Source organism: Vulcaniibacterium gelatinicum (assembly GCF_008033445.1).
GTDB classification, from domain to species: domain Bacteria; phylum Pseudomonadota; class Gammaproteobacteria; order Xanthomonadales; family Xanthomonadaceae; genus Vulcaniibacterium_B; species Vulcaniibacterium_B gelatinicum.
Window position 1 is genome coordinate 238,833 of sequence record NZ_VNKO01000001.1, and the last position, 18,325, is coordinate 257,157.

16 protein-coding genes are annotated in these 18,325 nt (G+C 71.2%); 6 read left to right on the forward strand and 10 right to left on the reverse strand.

Annotated features, from left to right (window positions below):
* Positions 1-150: 150 nt before the first annotated feature.
* Together FPV26_RS01120 and FPV26_RS01125 are read left to right on the forward strand one after the other, a co-directional pair.
* On the forward strand, positions 151-2,244 hold the full coding sequence (locus FPV26_RS01120) for a M13 family metallopeptidase (protein WP_147651642.1): 2,094 nt from the start codon (positions 151-153) through the stop codon (positions 2,242-2,244).
* A 125-nt stretch (positions 2,245-2,369) separates the two neighbouring features.
* Positions 2,370-4,382: a M13 family metallopeptidase gene (locus tag FPV26_RS01125; protein WP_147651645.1), complete on the forward strand. Its 2,013-nt coding sequence runs from the start codon at positions 2,370-2,372 to the stop codon at positions 4,380-4,382.
* Between the two features lie 149 nt (positions 4,383-4,531).
* On the opposite strand, the gene FPV26_RS01130 is transcribed toward FPV26_RS01125, so the two are convergent.
* Together FPV26_RS01130 and FPV26_RS01135 are read right to left on the reverse strand one after the other, a co-directional pair.
* Complete coding sequence (locus FPV26_RS01130; RefSeq protein ID WP_147651647.1) at positions 4,532-5,203, reverse strand: rhomboid family intramembrane serine protease; 672 nt, start codon at positions 5,201-5,203, stop codon at positions 4,532-4,534.
* Positions 5,204-5,253: 50 nt separating this feature from the next.
* Complete coding sequence (locus tag FPV26_RS01135; protein ID WP_147651649.1) at positions 5,254-5,586, reverse strand: MGMT family protein; 333 nt, start codon at positions 5,584-5,586, stop codon at positions 5,254-5,256.
* Between the two features lie 42 nt (positions 5,587-5,628).
* On the opposite strand from FPV26_RS01135, the gene FPV26_RS01140 reads away from it, so the two are divergent.
* Complete coding sequence (locus tag FPV26_RS01140; RefSeq protein ID WP_147651651.1) at positions 5,629-6,039, forward strand: hypothetical protein; 411 nt, start codon at positions 5,629-5,631, stop codon at positions 6,037-6,039.
* A 19-nt stretch (positions 6,040-6,058) separates the two neighbouring features.
* On the opposite strand, the gene FPV26_RS01145 is transcribed toward FPV26_RS01140, so the two are convergent.
* Positions 6,059-7,177: an inorganic phosphate transporter gene (locus tag FPV26_RS01145; protein ID WP_147651654.1), complete on the reverse strand. Its 1,119-nt coding sequence runs from the start codon at positions 7,175-7,177 to the stop codon at positions 6,059-6,061.
* Positions 7,178-7,187: 10 nt separating this feature from the next.
* Positions 7,188-7,814 (reverse strand): DUF47 domain-containing protein, encoded by a 627-nt coding sequence (locus tag FPV26_RS01150; RefSeq protein ID WP_147651656.1) that lies wholly within the window; start codon positions 7,812-7,814, stop codon positions 7,188-7,190.
* A gap of 254 nt (positions 7,815-8,068) precedes the next feature.
* On the opposite strand from FPV26_RS01150, the gene FPV26_RS01155 reads away from it, so the two are divergent.
* Positions 8,069-9,388, forward strand: a complete 1,320-nt coding sequence (locus FPV26_RS01155) for a hemolysin family protein (RefSeq protein ID WP_147651658.1) — start codon at positions 8,069-8,071, stop codon at positions 9,386-9,388.
* Entirely contained in the window at positions 9,381-10,013 is a 633-nt protein-coding gene (locus tag FPV26_RS01160) for an exopolysaccharide biosynthesis protein (RefSeq protein ID WP_147651660.1), read from the forward strand. The genes FPV26_RS01155 and FPV26_RS01160 overlap by 8 nt, the downstream gene beginning before the upstream one ends.
* Before the next feature lie 182 nt (positions 10,014-10,195).
* On the opposite strand, the gene FPV26_RS01165 is transcribed toward FPV26_RS01160, so the two are convergent.
* From FPV26_RS01165 to FPV26_RS01175, 3 genes are all read right to left on the reverse strand, one after another.
* Positions 10,196-12,322: a putative bifunctional diguanylate cyclase/phosphodiesterase gene (locus FPV26_RS01165; RefSeq protein ID WP_147651662.1), complete on the reverse strand. Its 2,127-nt coding sequence runs from the start codon at positions 12,320-12,322 to the stop codon at positions 10,196-10,198.
* On the reverse strand, positions 12,319-13,242 hold the full coding sequence (locus FPV26_RS01170) for a phosphate/phosphite/phosphonate ABC transporter substrate-binding protein (RefSeq protein ID WP_425473027.1): 924 nt from the start codon (positions 13,240-13,242) through the stop codon (positions 12,319-12,321). The genes FPV26_RS01165 and FPV26_RS01170 overlap by 4 nt, the downstream gene beginning before the upstream one ends.
* Positions 13,243-13,343: 101 nt before the next feature.
* Positions 13,344-14,114: an RNA methyltransferase gene (locus FPV26_RS01175; protein WP_147651666.1), complete on the reverse strand. Its 771-nt coding sequence runs from the start codon at positions 14,112-14,114 to the stop codon at positions 13,344-13,346.
* Between the two features lie 90 nt (positions 14,115-14,204).
* On the opposite strand from FPV26_RS01175, the gene FPV26_RS01180 reads away from it, so the two are divergent.
* Positions 14,205-15,023 (forward strand): inositol monophosphatase family protein, encoded by an 819-nt coding sequence (locus FPV26_RS01180; RefSeq protein ID WP_147651668.1) that lies wholly within the window; start codon positions 14,205-14,207, stop codon positions 15,021-15,023.
* A 55-nt stretch (positions 15,024-15,078) separates the two neighbouring features.
* Here FPV26_RS01180 and secF read toward each other — a convergent pair whose 3' ends face one another.
* Genes secF through yajC form a run of 3 tightly spaced genes read right to left on the reverse strand, consistent with a single transcriptional unit; the run spans position 15,079 to position 18,312 of the window.
* Positions 15,079-16,029 (reverse strand): protein translocase subunit SecF, encoded by a 951-nt coding sequence (gene secF, locus FPV26_RS01185; RefSeq protein WP_147651670.1) that lies wholly within the window; start codon positions 16,027-16,029, stop codon positions 15,079-15,081.
* Between the two features lie 13 nt (positions 16,030-16,042).
* Positions 16,043-17,914: a protein translocase subunit SecD gene (gene secD, locus FPV26_RS01190; RefSeq protein ID WP_147651672.1), complete on the reverse strand. Its 1,872-nt coding sequence runs from the start codon at positions 17,912-17,914 to the stop codon at positions 16,043-16,045.
* A gap of 56 nt (positions 17,915-17,970) precedes the next feature.
* A complete protein-coding gene (gene yajC, locus FPV26_RS01195) occupies positions 17,971-18,312 on the reverse strand; it encodes a preprotein translocase subunit YajC (RefSeq protein ID WP_147651674.1) in 342 nt (113 codons plus the stop codon).
* Positions 18,313-18,325: the final 13 nt, after the last annotated feature.

Sequence of the window (18,325 nt, forward strand, 5' to 3'; positions counted from 1 at the left end):
GGGCGCGCCTGTCACGGCCCCGCATGACCTTCGACACCAGCCCCGGCCGGGGGCGGCGGCTACAGTCGCCGATGCCCCGCGATCCGCCGGGCCGGCCGTATCCTGTGCGGCCTTCGATCTTCCCTTTGCCCGTCCGGGCCGGAGCCGTTCGTGAATCACAAGCCGCAAGTCCTGCTGTTGACCCTCGCCGTCACCCTCGCCCTCGCCGCGTGCGGGAAGGAGGAGACCCCGGCGGCCGACGGCCCCGCTCCGGCCGCCAGCCCCGGCTTCGTCCTCGACGAGAGCAAGCTGCCCCCGGTCAACCGCTTCTCGGCGACCGACCTCGATCCGGCGAAGGACGCGTGCACCGACTTCGCCGGCTACGTCAACGGCAAGTGGCTGGCCGGCAACCCGGTGCCCGGCGACCGCACCAGCTGGGGCGCGTTCGAGATGCTGGGCGAGCGCTCCAAGGCGATCCAGCGCCAGCTCGCCGAGCAGGCCGCGGCCAAGGCCGGCGCCACCGGCGTGGAGAAGATCGTCGGCGACTTCTGGGCCACCGGCATGGACGCGGCGAGGATCAACGCCCAGGGCATCGCGCCGCTCGAGGGCCGCCTGGCCGAGATCGCCGCGCTCGAGGGCAAGGAGGCGATCGCCGAATACCTGCGCGCCAGCGCCGCGCGCGGCGAGAACCGGCTGTTCGGCTTCGGCGCCGAGGCCGACTTCAAGGACTCGAAGATGGTGATCGGCTACGCCATGCAGGGCGGGCTGGGCCTGCCCGACAGGAGCTACTACTTCGACGCCGACAAGCAGGACAAGCTCGCCGCCTACGAACGGCACGTGGCCAGGGTGCTGGAACTGTCCGGCGTGCCGGCGGCCGATGCGGCGAAACAGGCCCGGGACGTGGTCGCGTTCGAAACCCGCCTGGCGAAGGTGTCGAAGTCGAGCGAGGAGCTCTCGCGCGACGTCTCGCTGTATTACAACCCGGTCAGCCCGGCCGAGGCCGACAAGCTCACGCCGAACTTCCCGTGGACGAAGTTCTTCGAGTCGCAGGGCATCGCCGCGCCGAAGATGTTCTCGCTCGCCATCCCCGGCTTCCACCAGGAGGTCAGCCGGATGCTCGAGGACGTGCCGGCCGCGCAGTGGCGCAGCTACCTGCGCTTCCACACCGTGGACGCCGCCTCGCCGTACCTGGCCGACGCCTTCGCCGAGGAGCATTTCAATTTCTACAGCAAGACCCTGCGCGGGCAGAAGGAGATGAAGGAGCGCGGCAAGCGCGTGCTCGACACGGTCGAGGCCCTGGCCGGCGAGGCGATGGGCCAGCTGTACGTGAAGGTCGCGTTCTCGCCCGAAGCCAAGGCGCGCATGCAGACGCTGGTGCAGAACCTGTCCGCGGCGCTGAAGGCCCGGATCGAGAACCTCGACTGGATGTCGGAGGAGACCAAGAAGAAGGCGATGGAGAAGTGGGCCAGCTTCACGCCCAAGATCGGCTACCCCGACAAGTGGCGCGACTGGACCGGCCTGGCCACCTCCCGCGACAGCTACCTCGGCAACGTCCTGGCCGCCAGCGAGTTCAACTACAGGTGGCAGCTGTCCAAGATCGGCAAGCCGGTGGACCGCACCGAGTGGGCGATGCCGCCGCAGATGGTCAACGCCTACTACAACCCGCTGCAGAACGAGATCGTGTTCCCGGCCGCGATCCTGCAGCCGCCGTTCTTCGACCCGAACGCGGACGACGCGCTCAACTACGGCGGCATCGGCGCGGTGATCGGCCACGAGATGACCCACGGCTACGACGACCAGGGCAGCCGCTTCGGCGCCAGCGGCAACTTCGAGAACTGGTGGACCGAGGCCGACGCCAAGGGCTTCGCCGCCCGCACCGGCAAGCTGGTGGAACAGTTCAACCAGTACGAGGCGCTGCCGGGCATGAAGGTGAACGGCAAGCTCACCCTCGGCGAGAACATCGCCGACCTCGGCGGCCTGGCCACCGCCTACGACGCGCTCAAGCGCGCCACCGAAGGCCAGCCCGACCCGATGGTGGACGGCCTGAGCCGCGACCAGCGCTTCTTCCTGAACTGGGCCACGGTGTGGCGCCGCAACTTCACCGAGGAGGAGCTGAAGGTGCGCCTGACCACCGACCCGCACGCGCCGGCGAACTTCCGCGCGATCGGCGCGCCGTCGAACCTGCCGGCCTTCGCCGCCGCGTTCCAGTGCAAGCCGGGCGCGCCGATGGTGCGCCAGGGCGAGGCGCAGGTGGTGATCTGGTAACCAGATCCTGCCGCGGAACGTGACCAAGGCCCGCCTCGTGCGGGCCTTCGTCTTTGCGCGCCGACGGCGCGGCGACGGGGGTTGGGTACACTCGCGCGACCCTCTCCCCCGGATGACCGTTCCGCATGCACCAGCCGCGTCCGCTCGTCATCGCCCTCGCCGTCTGCCTGGCCGCCGCGCTCGCCGCGCCCGACGCCGACGCCCAGAAACGCCGCCGCCGCGCCGCACCCAAGGCGCCGCCCGCACCCACCGCCTGCACCGACTTCTACGCCGTCGCCAACGCCGACTGGCTGAAGGCCAACCCGGCCCCGGCCGGCGATGCGGTCTCGGCCCTCGGCGAACTCGCCGCGCGCGCGCAGCAACAGCAGCGCGACCTGCTCGATGCGGCGATGCAGCAGCCGCAGAACACGGTGCAGAAGCTGCTCGGCGATTTCTGGGCCAGCGGCCTGGACGAGGCCGCGGTCGAACGCGACGGCGCCAGGCCGATCGCGCCGCTGCTCGACCGGATCGGTGCGATCCGCAAGCCGAAGGACATCGCGCCGGCGATCGCGGCGCTGCACCAGGTCGGCATCCCGGTCGCGTTCAACTTCGCCGCCGACGTGGACCTGCAGGACCTCGACCGCCACATCGGCTATTTCGGCCAGGGCGGGCTCGGCCTGCCCGATCCGGCCTACTACACCCGCACCGATGCGGCCACGCGCGAGCTGCTGGGCCGCTACGAGGGCTACGTGCGGAAGATCCTCGCCCTCGCCGGCACGCCGGAGGCGCGGCTCGCCGCCGACGCCAGGCTCGTCATTGATCTGGAAACGCGGCTGGCGCAGGCCGCCAGGCCGCTCCCCGCGCTGCGCGACCCGGCCGCCAACTACGCGCCGGTCGCGGTGCAGGAGCTGCGCCGCTACAAGCGCCTGCAGCTCGACAGGTTCCTGGAAGCGCAGGGCGTGCGCGACGACCGCGTCTCGCTGGCCAATCCCGGGCTGTTCACCCAGCTCGACGCGCTGGTCGGCAGCCTGAAGCCGGCGCAGTGGCAGGCGTACCTGCGCTTCCACGTCGGCAACGCGATGGCGCCGTACCTGTCCAGGGCCTGGCGCGACGCCGAGTTCGAGTTCCGCGGCCGGGTGCTGCGCGGGCAGGCCGCGCCGGCGCCGCGCTGGCGGCAGGTGCTGGATGCGATCAACACCGCGGCCGGGCCGATGCTCGGGCGCGAGTACGCCGCGCGCTACCTGCCCGCGCCCACGCGTGCGCACGCCGAGCGCATCGCCGGCGAAGTGCGCGACGCGCTCGCCGCGGCGGTCGAGCGCAGCCCCTGGATGTCGCCGGCGGCGAAGGCCGAGGCGAAGGCCAAGCTTGCCAGGCTGAAGATCGAGGTGGGCACGCCGCGCCGCGACCTGGACTACACGGTGCAGCCGATGGGCCGCGGCAGTTTCGGCGGCAACATGCTGATCGCCTCCACCTGGCGCCACCGCGAGGAGATGAAGCGGATCGGCAAGGGCAACGCCGACCGGCGCTGGGACGTGCTGCCGCAGCAGCCGGCGCTGGCCTACGACATCGCCCAGAACCGGCTGATCGTGACCGCGGCCATGCTGCAGGCGCCGGTGCTGGACATGGCGCGCGAGCCGGCGGCGCACTACGGCGGTTTCGGCGCGCTGGTCGGGCACGAGCTGACCCACGCGGTCGCCGGGCGCGGTCGGCACGTGGACGCGGCCGGCACGGTGCGCGACTGGTGGACGCCGGCCGAAGCCGCGGCCTGGGATGCGCTGGGCCAGCGCGTGGCAGCGCACTACGGCGCGCTGCCGTGGCCGGCGCTGACCGGCGTGAAGCTCAACGGCGCGCAGGTGCGCGATGCGGGCCTGGCCGACCTGTCGGGGCTGGAGCTGGCGTGGGCGGCCTTCACCACCGCGCAACCCAACCCCGCGAAGCCGTCGCGGGAAGCGTTCTTCCGCGGCTGGGCCGCGCTGTGGCCGCAGCAGCTCAGCGCGGAAGCCGCGACCCAACGCGCCGCCAGCGGCGTGCACGCGCCCGGCCAGTGGCGCACCAACGCACCGCTGCAGCACCTGCCCGCCTTCGGCGAAACCTTCGCCTGCAAGGCCGGCACCCCGATGCAGCTCGCCGACGCGCAACGGATCCGGATCTGGCCTTGAACCGAACGGCGCGCATGTGCGCGTGAGTCTCTGTCGCTTCGAGCGGGGCGCCGGTATGCCCGGGGTGTGCGTGCCAAGGCTTCGATGTCGTCGCCCCGGAGCAAGCCGGGACCCATTTGGCTGTTGCCGTTGCTCGCCCCGCAAGCGCCTCACCGCACGATGCGGATATCCGGCGGCCGGCGCCGGCGCCCGCCGCCGAACGGCGGCTGGCCGCGCCAGTAGCGGATCAACAGCCAGCCGAACAGCATCCCGCCCAGGTGCGCGAAATGCGCCACTCCCGGCTGTACCCCGCTGAACCCGAGCAGCAGCTCGATCGCGCCGTACACGATCACCAGCGTCCGCGCCTTCATCGGGATCGGCGGGATCAACAGCATCACCCGCTGGTTCGGGAACAGCATCCCGTACGCCAGCAACAGCCCGAACACCCCGCCCGAGGCGCCGATGGTCGGATACGCCCCGCCGCCCTGCGCCGCGTACCACGACGCCACGCCCAGCTGGATCGCACCCGCCCCGATCACGCAGGTGAAGTAATAGGTCATGAAGCGCCGGTTGCCCCAGGTGTACTCGAGCGGGGCTCCGAACATCACCAGCGCCAGCATGTTGAACAGCAGATGCGGCAGGTTGCCGTGCAGGAAGCCGTAGCTCACCAGCTGCCACGGCAGGAACGTGCGCACCGACGTGTCCAGCCCCGCGCCGCCATCGCCCAGCGGCCAGAGCATGAATGCGGCGAAGGTCTCGTCGCCCAGCAGCAGTTGCAGCACGAACGCGGCGACGTTGGCGATCAGCAGCGCCTTGGTGACCCGCGGCAGATTGGCGAGCATGTGGGGGAATCCATGGACGCAAGGCCGTCCATGATAGCGGCGGGGCCGTCTCAGCCGATGCGCCACAGCGCCGCGTCGAGATCCTCGCCCGCGCGCGGCATCCGCACCCGCCCGTTCACGACCTTCACCCCCTCCCGCCGCAGCCGCGCACACTGCTCGCGGAACCCCGGCGAGCCCGGCGGGAACGCGATCCGCCCGTCCGCGCGCAGCACCCGGTGCCAGGGCAGCGCCGGATCCCCGTTCCCGGCCAGCACCCGCGCCACCAACCGCGCCCGCCCCGGCAGCCCCGCGCGTCGGGCGACATGGCCGTAGCCGGCCACCTGCCCGCGCGGGATCGCGCGGACCGCGGCCAGGATGCGCTCGGCGGCAGACAGCTCCGGCATCAACGACTAGGATAGGGGGCCCGTCGGAGGGCAGGACGCATCATGCAGAACTTCGAGCAGATCCGCAGCCACCTGACCGCCAGCGACTACCGCATCACGATGCAGGAACCGTACGTGATGTGCGTGGAGCTCTCGCTCGACCAGGGCCGCCGCCACCAGGCGATCTTCCTCTCCGAGATCCAGGACGACGACGGACGCAACTACCTGCGGGTGAGCACTGCGGTCGCCCCCACCACCGGCCTGGACGCGCGCCGCGCGCTCGCCTTCAACTGGGAGAGCCGGGTCGGCTACCTCGCCATCGGCGAGCTCGACGGCGTGCCCTACCTGCAACTGTGCGAGAACCGCCCCTACGACGGCCTGTCCGCCGCCGAGGTGGACCGCCTGGTGCTCGAGATCGGCGGCATGGGCGACCGCATGGAGCGCATGCTCTCGGCCGGCGGAGACCTGCTCTGAGACCGGGCGCGGGCCGGGCTCAGGCCCAGCCCAGCGCCTCGAACAGCTTCAGCAACCCGTAGGCCATGCCGCCGGAGGCGGGGATCGTCAGGATCCACGCCCAGATGATGCGCTCGATCACCGTGAACCGCAGCGCGCGCGGGTTCTTGGCGAAGCCCACGCCCATGATCGCGGTCGAGATGCTGTGGGTGGTGGACACCGGCATGCCGAAGTGCGCGGCGGTGGTGAGGATGGTGGCCGAGGCGGTCTCCGCGGCGAAGCCGTTGATCGGGTGCAGCTTCACCATCTTGTGGCCGAGTGTCTTGATGATCCGCCAGCCGCCGGCGGCGGTGCCCGCGGCCATCACCAGCGCGCAGGTGACGATGATCCAGCGGTCAATGTCGCCCTCGCCGCCGTCCGGATGCAGGAACTGCGCCCACGCCGGCAGGTTGTCGAGCGCCCCCGTGGCCTGCGCGCCGAACAGCGACAGGGCGATGATGCCCATGGTCTTCTGCGCGTCGTTGCGCCCATGCGCCAGGCCCATGTAGGCCGCCGACAGCAGCTGCGCCTTGCCGAAGAAGGCGTTGACCCAGCGCGGCCGCGCCGCGCGCGCGAGCGCGCCGCCGGCGCGCGCCATCAGCGCGATGATCGCCCACAGCAGCACCATGATCACGATGCCGAGCAGGAACCCCGCCACCGGCGAGGTCACCATCGGCAGCAGCACCTTCCACAGCAGGCCCTTGTTCTTGGCCCACTCGCCGACCGTCTCCGACCAGATCAGCGCGTCCCAGTTGTTGTCGGCCGCGGCCAGCGCCGCGCCGCACAGGCCGCCGACCAGCGCGTGCGAGGACGAGGACGGCAACCCGAACCACCAGGTGATCAGGTTCCAGACGATGCCGCCGGTCAGCGCGCACAGGATCACCTGCGAGGTCACCACCACCACGTCGGTGTCCACCAGGCCCGAGGCGATGGTCTTGGCCACCGCGGTGCCCCAGAACGCGCCGATCAGGTTGGCCACCGCGGCCAGGACCACCGCCTGGCCCGGCGAGAGCACCTTGGTCGCGACCACCGTCGCGATCGAGTTGGCGGTGTCGTGGAAGCCGTTGATGAACTCGAAGACGAGCGCGGCCAGGATCACCACCAGCACGAGCGTGAGCATGGGGGCGGCCTCAGCTGTTCTTCAGGGTGATCTCGTAGGCGACCACGCCGGCCTCGCGGCAACGGTCGATGGCCTTCTCGAGGATCTCGAAGAACTCCTTGAGCAGGAACATCTCCGCGGCGTCGAGGCGGCCGGAGTAGATGTCGCGGTGCAGCTCCAGGATCAGGCGGTCGGCCTCGGTCTCGATCACGCGCAGGCGGTCGTTGAGCGCCTTCATCCGGTCCAGGCGCAGGTTCGGCAGCTCGGCCACCATCTGCACCACCACCGAGGCGGCCTGCTCGAGCATGGCCGCGCGCGGGGCGAAATCAATGCCCTCCAGACGGTGCCTGGCCAGGGCGTAGCGGTCGGCGAAGCGCTCGACCTGCTTCGGGATCCGGTACAGGGCCGAGGCCAGGGCCTCGATGTCCTCGCGCTCGATCGGGGTGATGAAGCTGTCCACCAGCGCCTGGCTGATCTTCTCGGCGGTCTCGCGCTCGCGCTGGCGGGCCAGCTTGAACGCCTCCAGCGCCGGGGTGCGCTCGGGCGCCTTCAGCATCTCGTACAGGGCCTTGGTGCTGTCGTGGGCCGCGGCCGCGGCGTCGTTGAGCAGGGCATAGAACTGCTTGCCCTGGCCGAAGATCGTCTGCAGGGAGAACATCGGGCGCCTCGTGGTCGGGTCCGGACCGAAGGCGCGAATTATGACGGTTCGGTGACATTCCTGCCCATGCTCCGGCGACCCCGGGCAGGCGAGGCGCAGGCGGGTGCCGCGCCGGGGGCTGCTATGATCCCGCCGGCGCCCCCGCGCCGAACCATGCACGACCACCCCTCCCCACCGCTTTCGTCCCCACGTCGTGCCGCCCAGGCCGCCGTGTGGCCGCCCCCCCTCCCGCCCCGGACGACGGAACCGCCCGCGTGCTGGAACTGCTGATCGTCGCCGCCCTGATCGCGCTGAACGGCTTCTTCGCGATGTCGGAGATGGCCCTGGTGACCGCGCGCAAGTCGCGCCTGCGGCAGATGGCGCCGCACAGCCGCGGGGCGCGGCGGGCGCTGGCGCTGGCCGAGCACCCGGACAACCTGCTGTCCACGGTCCAGGTCGGCATCACCCTGATCGGCGTGCTCACCGGCGTGTTCGGCGGCGAGTCCATCGGCCTGATGATCGCCGGCTGGCTGGACGGCCTGCTGCCGGACGCGCGCGAATACGCCGCGCCGATCGGCATCGGCACCGCGGTCGGGCTGATCACCGCCGGTTCGGTGATCTTCGGCGAGCTGATCCCCAAGCGCCTGGCGCTGACCAATCCCGAGCGCATCGCGGTGGCGGTGGCGCTGCCGCTGGACGCGCTCGCCCGCGCCGCCACCCCGATGGTGCGCGCCCTCGGCGCGATCAACCGCGGCGTGCTCGGCCTGCTCGGGATCCGCGACGACGCCCGCAGCGCGATCACCGAGGAGGAGATCCGGCTGCTGGTGAGCGAAGGCCACGAGCAGGGCGTGATCGACGCCGACGAGCGCGACATGATGAACCGGGTGCTGCGCCTGGGCGACCGCACCGCCGAGAGCCTGATGACCCCGCGCACGCGCATCGTCTGGCTGGACGCGGCGGCAAGCTTCGAGGAGAACCTGGCGGTGATGCGCGCAACGCCCTATTCGCGCTATCCGGTCTATCGCGGCAGCGACAGCGACGTGCTCGGGGTCCTGGAGGTGAAGTCGCTGCTCGACCGCCTCGACGAGCGCGCGCCGGAGCTGTTCCGCTCGCTGCGCCCGGTGGTGTTCGTGTCCGAGTCCACCCACGCGATGAAGCTGCTGGAGATCTTCCGCGAGGAGCAGCAGTCGCTGGCGCTGGTGGTGGACGAATACGGCGAGATCCAGGGCCTGGTCACCGTCAGCGACCTGCTGAGCGCGGTGCTCGGCCGGCACGGCGGCGAACCGGCCGAGGCCGAGGCCGCGGTGGTGGAGCGCGACGACGGCTCGCTGCTGGTGGACGGCGGGCTGCACCTGGACGAACTGCGCGAACTGCTCGGCGGCGGCGCCTTGCCCGGCGAGGACGAGCACGACTACCACACCGCGGCGGGCATGGCGATCGCGTGGTTCGGGCGCATCCCCAATCCGGGCGAGAGTTTCGAATGGCAGGGCTGGCGGATCGAGGTGGTGGATCTCGACGGGCCACGGGTGGACAAGCTGCTGCTGCAGCGGGTGCCGGCCGCGGGCAACGCGGAGGACGCTGGCGAAGATGGCTGATTCCCGCCGCCCGCGCCTGTCGCGCGAAGCCGGCCTGCGCGCGATCCTGGACCACTTCGCAGTCGGGGACCCCAACGAGCTGCTGCCCCTGCGCGAACTGATGGCGGGGCTGGGACGGCGCGCGTTCGGGATGCTGCTGTTCGTCGCGGTGCTGCCCGCCTTCATCCCGATCCCGGTCGGCGGGGCGATCGCGGGACCGCTGGTGATGCTGATCGGGGTGCAGTTGCTGGCGCTGCGGCGACGGCCGTGGCTGCCGCAATCGCTGGCGCGGCGCGGGCCGCACCGGCACGCACTGGCGCGTTTCGAGAGCAAGCTCGGGCCGGTGCTGCGCCGGCTCGAGCGGGTGGTGCGGCCGCGCCTGCCGCGGCTGCTCGACACCCGCGCCGCGACCGTGTTCACCGGGGTGTTGCTGGTGGTGCTCGGGCTGCTGCTGTCGCTGCCGATCCCGCTCACCAACTACCTGTTCGGCGGTCTGCTGCTGCTCTACGCGCTGGCCCTGATCGAGCGCGACGGCGCGCTGATGTTGGTCGCGTGGACCGGCGGCGCAGCCGCGGTGGTCGTGTTCGGCGTGCTCTCTGGTAGCCTGGCCCTGTACGCGCAGTCGCTGCTCGACCGCCTGATCTGAATCGTTCCCATCATGCGGTGCGCGTTCCGTCGCTTCGGGCGGGATGCGGCGGTGCATGCGTGTCTTCGTCGCTTCGGGCTGGGGCGCCGGCATGCCCGGGACGACCATGCTTCCCGCAATCGAACCAGCCCCAGACTCAAGCCGATCACACCGCCCGCCCTACCGCCAGCGGTGAAGGCGACTCAGCCGAGCAGCATCTGGAAGTCCTGCGCGTTGATCGGGTGGCCGAGCCAGTAGCCCTGGGCCAGGTCGCAGCCGCGCTCGCGCAGGATCGCGTACTGCCCTTCCTTCTCCACACCCTCGGCGATCACCGTGATCCCCAGCGAATGCGCCATCGCGATGATCGCGGTGGTCAGCGCCAGATCGTCCGGATCGCGCAGCACGTCGGCGATGAAGCTGCGGTCTATCTTGACCCCGTCCACCGGCACCCGCCGCAGATGGCTCAGCCCGGAGAACCCGGTGCCGAAATCATCGAGCCACACCTTCACCCCGGCCTCGCGCAACTGCGCCAACAGCCCGCGCACATGCAGCTCGTCGCCGATCACCGCGGTCTCGGTCAGCTCCAGGTGCAGGCAGTCCGCCGGCAATCCCGTCTCGCGCAGGCAGCCCTGCACCAGCTTCGGCAGATCGGTGTTGCGCAACTGGCGCGGCGAGACGTTGACCGACACGAACAGCTCGTGCGCCCGCGGGTAGTCGCGGCGCCAGCGGATCGCGTCCTCGCAGGCCGCGCGCAGCGCCTGCGGCCCCAGCACCTCGATCAGCCCGCTCTGCTCGGCCACGTCGATGAACACCGACGGCGCGATCATGCCGTGTTCGGGATGGCGCCAGCGCAGCAGCGCCTCGGCCCCGACCAGGGCCCCGTCGGACAGCCGGTACACCGGCTGGTAGGCCAGGCTCAGCTCGCCGCGGTCCCAGGCCCCGCGCAGGTCCTGCTCCATGCGCACCCGCCGCTCCACCGCCTGGTCCATCGCCCGGCTGTAGAAGCGGTAGCAGTTCTTGCCGGCAACCTTCGCCTGGTACATGGCGATATCGCCGTTCTTCATCAGCATCGTCGAGCTGGAAGCGTCCTCCGGGAACAGGGTGATGCCGATCGAGGTGCCGAGGAACACCTGCCGGTCGTGGACCACGATCGGCCGGCTGAGTTCGGCCACCAGGGTCTCGGCGAGGTGGCTCGCCGCCGCACGCACGTCGCCCTGCGGCGGCCCCTGCAGCAGGATCACGAACTCGTCGCCGCCGAAGCGCGCCAGCAGCGCGTCCGGCCCGCCGATGCGCTCGACCGTCTCGCGGATGCGCGCGGCGAACTGCACCAGCACGTCGTCGCCGGCGTCGTGGCCGAGGGTGTCGTTGACGCGCTTGAAGTCGTCGATGTCGGCGAACAGCAGCGCCAACTGGCGGCCGGCGCCGCGCAGCTCGAGCAGGGTGCGGTCCAGGCTCTCGCGGAACGCGAGCCGGTTGCTCAGCCCGGTCAGCGCGTCGTTGTAGGCCATGCGCCGGATGTCGCGGTCGTGGCGGGCCACGCTGTGGCTCATGCGCCCGAACGCGCGCACCAGGTCGCCGACCTCGTCCTGGCGCGTGCTCGCCGGAGTGTCGGTGTCGAAGTTGCCGGACTCGATCTCGCGCGCGGCGTCGGCGAGCAGCCGGATCGGCCGCACCAGTTCGCGCTGCACCAGCCAGACCACGCCCAGCCCGAGCGCGAGCAGGCCGGTGCTGAGCAGCGCCAGCACTGCGAGGTGGCGGCGGCCGATCTCGTCCAGGCGCGCGCGCATGTCCTCGCTGGCGCGCTCGCCGTCGGCGCGCACCGAGGCCAGCGAATAGCCCACCCGCACCCCGCCCAGGCGCTGGTCGCCGAGCATGATCGGCGCGGCCACGTCCACCATCTCGTCCGACACCTGCGCGTATGGCGCACGCGCGGCGATCGCCTCGAACGCGAACGCATCGGACATCGGCTGGCCGTAGGTCGGGATGTCGCCGGAACCGTCGTGCAGGATCCGCCCCTGCGGGTCGAACACCAGCACGTAGCTCACGTCCGGCTGCCGCATCGCGTTGCGGACGATGGTGCCGATCGCGTCCAGGTCGAAGTAGTACAGCGGATTCGCCAGCGCGTCGGCGAGCTGCGCCACGGACGTCTCGCCGCGGTCGCGCACGCGCTCGAACACCAGCGAATGCATCGCTTCACGGCCGAGCGTGACTACCTCGCGCTGCATCGCCTGCTGCCGTTGCCATACCAGCGCGAACAGGGTCAGCACGACCAGCATCACCGCGGCCATGGCCAGCAGGAACTTGGCCTGCAGCCCGAAGCGCAGCTTCATTCGACCTCCGCGCGGATCCGCTGCACGCCGCGTCCGATGTGGTCGAGCGCGTGCTGGGCGGAGGGGTCGATGGGCAGGAAGCGGGTGGTCTGGAAGAACCGCAGCAGCGGCTCGCGCGCGTCGGGGTCTGCGGCCGCCTCGATCAGCACCTCGCGCAGGCGCGCTTCCACCTTCGGGTCCAGGTCGCCGCGCACCAGTTCCAGCGCGCGCGGATAGGGCGGAGTGCGGCCGACGATCACCAGGTCGTCGCGGAACGCGGGCGGCATGCGCTGCGGGTTGTTCCAGTCGAGGTTGCTCATCACGCCCGCATCCACCAGGCGCTTGTGCACCCAGGTGGCGATGTTGAGCTCGGTGCGCGCGAACAGGTAGCCGACCGCGTCCGGGGACGGATGGTCCATCGGCGAGAGCAGGATCTCCAGCGGCAGCCCCGTCCCCAGCAGCTCGGCGGCGGGCACGTAATACGCGCTGGTCGAGTACGGGTTCTGGAACGCGACCTTGCGCCCGCGCAGGTCGGCCAGCGAGCGGATGCCGCTGTCGCGCCGGGCGAAGAACAGGGTGCTGTAGCGGCTCACCCCGTCGCGCTCGGTCAGCAGCAGCGGCCGCGCCCCGGCGCGCTGCTGCAGCACCATGCCGGTGCCGGCGGTCTCGGTGATCCAGTCCACCCGCCCGCGGCGCAGGTAGCTCGACATCTGCTGCGCGTCGCGCGCCATCAGGATCCGTCCCTCGCGGATGCCCACGTCGGCCATCCGCGGCACCACGTAGTCCAACAGCGGCTTGAGCTGTTCGTAGTGGGTCTTGGGGTCGTCGCTGATCCGGCCCAGCACCAGCACATGCCGGTCGTCGGCCGTCGCCTCGGGACCGGCCGCGTGGACGGAAAGGAGGACGATCGCCGTGGCCAGACCGAACACCAGCGCGAGCAGACGACGGAGCGGGGCCAAGCGGGAGTCCAGGAGTCGGGAACGAGGCGCAGTCGCGAGCCTAGCCTAAAGGCGCCCGCGCCGCGACCGCCCGCGCGCCCGGCTCAACCCCGCCCGGCCAGCCGGGCCATGCGCTCGGTGTCGGCCAGGATCCCGCGCAGCAGGCGCACCTCGCGGCTGTCGAGCTGGGCCCGCAGGTACAGCCGGCGCAGCTTGCGCAACACCGAGGTCGGGTCGCGCCCCTTGTGGAAGTCGATCGCGTCCAGGGCCTCGGCCAGGTGCGCGAACAGTCCCTCCAGCTCGACGTGGGGGGCGACGTCGGGGCGCTGCCAAGGTCCTTCCATGGCGGGCGCGCCGGCCAGGCCGAGCGCGGCCAGCCGGACCTCGTAGGCGAGCACCTGCACCGCGGCGGCGAGGTTGAGCGAAGGGAAGGCCGGGTCGGACGGGATGTGCACCGCGGCGTGGCACAGCTGCAGTTCCTCGTTCTCCAGCCCGGTGCGCTCACGGCCGAAGACCAGCGCCACTTCGCCGTGGACGGCAGCGTCCCAGGCCCGCGCCGCGGCCTCGCGCGGGGTCAGTTCCTCGAGCTGGACCCGACGCGCGCGGGCGGTGCAGCCGAGCACCAGCCGGCAGTCGGCCACCGCCGCGGCCAGGTCGGCGTGGACGGGGGCGGCGGCGATCAGGTCATCGGCGCCGGCCGCCATTGCCAGCGCGTCGCGCTCGCCCTGCGGGTCGCATTCCGGCGCCACCAGCACCAGCGAGCGCAGGCCCATGGTCTTCATCGCCCGCGCCGCGGCGCCGACGTTGCCGGGATGCTGGGTGCCCACCAGGACGATGCGGACCCGCGCGGCGCGGGCGGAAGGATCGGTCTGCATGCGCGAATGTTAAACTCCGCCGCCCGGCCGCCGCGCCGGGTCCGTTCTTTTCCCCCGCCCTCCCCGACCGCGCACGGAGTCCCGCCGCGTATGCAAAAGCCTGCCGTCACGATCATGGTCAAGGCCGCCCGGGCCGCCGGCAACGTGCTGCTGCGGCACCTGCACCGGCTCGACGCGCTCAACGTCGTGGAGAAGGACCGGCTCGACTACGCCAGCGAGGTGGACGGGCTGGCCGAGGCCGAGATCGTGCGCGAGCTCAAGCGCGCCATGCCCGACTGCGCGATCCTCGGCGAGGAGAGCGGCGCCTCGGGCAAGGGCCGCGCGACCTTCGTCATTGACCCGCTGGACGGCACCAGCAACTACCTGCGCGGCTTCCCGCACTGGTGCGTCTCGATCGCGCTGGTGGAGAACGGCGAGCCGCAGCACGGGGTGATCTTCGACCCGCTGCGCAACGAGCTGTTCACCGCCAGCCGCGGCAGCGGCGCGGTGCTCAACGACAAGCGCATCCGCGTGGCCGAGCGCAAGGACCTGTCCGGGGCGGTGCTGACCACCGGCTTCCCGCCGCGCGAGCGCGCGCGCGCCGGCGCCCAGCTCGAGTGCATCCGCGAGCTGCTGCGCGAGGCCGAGGACATCCGCCGCACCGGCTCGGCCGCACTCGACCTGGCCTACGTCGCCTGCGGCCGCACCGACGGCTACTTCGAGGCCGGGGTGAAGCCGTGGGACATCGCCGCCGGCATGCTGCTGGTGCGCGAGGCCGGCGGCCGGGTGTGCGACTTCCGCGGCGCCGCCACCGGCCCGGTGGACGCGCGCGGCATCGCCAGCCGCCAGCTCGTGGCCGGCAACGTCAAGCTCAGTCAGGCCCTGCAGAAGGCGATCGTGGCCTCGGGCTACGCCGCGGCCTTCGACTGAGCGCCCGTTTCCGGCGGAAACCCGCCCCCCTTGCATGGAGGGGCGGGTGCGGCGCTCAGGGGCGCCGCGCCAGCGCCGCCTCGTCGCGCGCCTTCGGCATCAGGTCCTGCTTGCTCACGCCCAGCCACAGCAGCAGCGGGCAGGCGACGAAGATCGAGGACAGGGTGCCGACGATGATGCCGATCATCTGCGACTCGGCCATGCCGCGCAGCGAGCCGCCGCCGTACAGGTACAGCGCCAGTACGGTCAGCAGCGCCACGAACGAGGTGATCACCGTGCGCGACAGGGTCTGGTTGATCGAGCGGTTCAGCACCTCGCGCGGCTCGGCACGCAGGATGCGGAAGTTCTCGCGCACGCGGTCGAACACCACGATCGTGTCGTTGATCGAGTAGCCCATCACCGACAGCACGCCCGCCAGCACGGTCAGGTCGAACTCGTGGCCGCTGAGCGCGAACCAGCCCGCGACGACCACGACGTCGTGCAGGGTGGTGATGATCGCCGCGACCGCGAACTTCCACTCGAACCGGAACGAGATGTAGACCAGGAAGCCGACGATCACGAACAGCAGGGCGTACAGGCCGTTCCAGGCCAGTTCCTCGCCGATCTGCGGACCGACGAAGTCGCTCTTGACGATCTGCCCGGGGTTGTCCGGGGTCGAGGCCGCGCGCAGCACGGCGTCGGCGGTCTGCGCCACCTGTCCCGCACCCTCGCCTTCCTTCGGCTGCAGGCGGATCAGCAGGTCGTTGCCGGAGCCGAAGGTCTGCACCTGCGCGCCCTCGTAGCCGGCCGCGGCCAGCCGCGCGCGCACGTCGTCCACGTCCACCGGGCGCTCGAACTTGAGCTCGGTCACGGTGCCGCCGGTGAAGTCCAGGGCGAAGTTGAAGCCCTTGCCGACCATCGCCCCGATCGCGACGAACATCAGCAGCGCCGCCACCACCAGCGACGCCCAGCGCAGCCGCATGAAGTCGAAGCTGCTGTCGTAGGGGAACACGTTGAACGGTTTCATGTCCGATGCTCCCTCAGATCGCGATGGACTTCAGCTTGCGGCGGCGGCCGTAGACCAGGGTGGCGATGCCGCGCGAGGCCGAGACCGCCGTGTACATCGAGGTCAGGATGCCGAGGATCAGGGCCACGGCGAAGCCCTTCAGCGGGCCGGTGCCGAACGCGAACAGGGCCACGCCGGCCAGCAGCGCGGTGATGTTGGCGTCGGCGATGGTGCCGGAGGCCTTGTCGTAGCCGGTGGCGATGGCCGCCAGCGGCGGCATGCCGGCACGCAGCTCCTCGCGGATGCGCTCGTTGATCAGCACGTTGGCGTCCACCGACATGCCCACGGTCAGGGCGATGCCGGCCAGGCCCGGCAGGGTCAGGGTGAAGCCGAGCAGCGACATCAGCGCCACCACCATCAGCAGATTCAGCAGCAGCGCCAGGCAGGTGATGACGCCGAACATGCGGTAGTACACCAGGAAGAACACCAGCGCGAAGGCGAACGAGTACTGCACCGCGGTCAGGCCGCGCTCGATGTTCTCGGCGCCCAGGCTGGGGCCGACGATCCGCTCCTCGACGAAGTCCATCGGGGCGGCCAGCGCGCCGGCGCGCAGCAGCAGGGCCAGGTCGGCGGCTTCCTTCGGGCTGTCCAGGCCGGAGGTCTGGAAGTTGCGGCCAAGCGGCTCGCGGATGGTGGCGATCGAGATCACCTGTTCGCTGATGCGGGTGGTGCGCACCTCGCGCCCGTCCACCATCTTCACTTCGGGGATGCGCTCGATGAACACCACGGCAAGGCCCTTGCCGACGTTCTCGCTCGAGTAGTCGAACATGCGCTGGCCGCCGGCGCTGTTGAGCTGGATGAACACCGCCGGCGAGCCGTCGTCCTGGGCGCGGCCGGAGGTGGCGCCCTCGAGCTGCTCGCCGGAGACGATCACGCGCTTCTTCAGCAGCACCGGGATCGGCTTGCCGTCGGGGCCGAGCTCCTTGCGGAAGTAGAGCTTGGCGTCGGGCGGCACGCTGCCGGTGGCGAGCGCGTCGTAGGGGTTGCCGTCCTCGTACACGCCGCGGAACTCGAGCGTGGCGGTGGCGCCGAGGATGCGCTTGGCCTGCGCCGTGTCCTGGATGCCGGGCAGCTGCACCACCACCCGGTCGCTGCCCTGGCGCTGGATGATCGGCTCGGCCACGCCCAGCTCGTTGATGCGGTTGCGCAAGGTGCCGATGTTCTGTTCGATCGCCTCGCGCGCGGCCTTGTCCAGCTCCTCCTGCGGGATGCGCAGGACGATACGGTTGCCGGCGGCCTCCATCTGCAGCGCGGGCTGCTCGGCGGCGATCAGCGCCTGCGCCTTGGCGGCATCGGCGCTCGGCGCCAGGGTCACCACCACCGCGCCGTCGGCGCGGCGCTCGACCGACTCGTACACCACGCGGTTCTCGCGCAGCAGGCCGCGCAGCGACTCCATGACCGAGTCGTAGCGCTTGGCGACCGCGGCCTGCTTGTCCACCTCCATCAGGAAGTGCACGCCGCCGCGCAGGTCCAGGCCCAGGAACATGGGCTTGCCGCCGATCGCGGCCAGCCAGTCCGGCACGGTGGAGGCCAGGTTCAGCGCCACCACGTAGCCGCTGCCGAGGGCCTCGCGCAAGGTGTCGGCGGCCCGGGTCTGCGCCTCCGGGCTCGGGATGCGCACCAGCAGGTTGCCGCCCTTGACGATCTCGACCGACTTCACCGGCACCTTCGCCTGGCGCAGCAGGTCCTCCACCCGCTTCTCCAGCGCCGCGTCCACCTGCATGCCGCGGTTGGCGGTGACCTGCACCGAGGGATCCTGCGGGAACACGTTGGGCAGTGCGTACAGCGTGCTGAGCAACAGCACGATCAGCAGGACGGCGTACTTCCAGCGGGCATATTCGAGCATCGTGAACCCCTGCGCCGGCCGCGCGTCCGGCGCTCGCTAGATGGAAAGGCCGGCGCTCAGGCCGACTTCAGCGTGCCCTTGGGCAGCACGTTGGCGATCGCGCCCTTCTGCACGCGCACCTGCACGCCGTTGGCGATCTCGACGCTGACGAAACTCTCGCCGATCTCGCTGACCACGCCGGCGATGCCGCCGTTGGTGATGACCTCGTCGCCGCGGGCCAGCTTCTCGAGCATCGCCCGGTGTTCCTTGGCCCGCTTCATCTGCGGCCGGATCATGAGGAAGTACATGATCGCGATCAGCAGGATCGGGAACAGCAGGGTCGAGAGCATGCTGGGCGCGGCCTGCGCCGGGGCGGATTGGGCGTAGGCGGGGGCGATCAGCAGGTCGAGCAGGTTCATGCGGCAAGTCCGT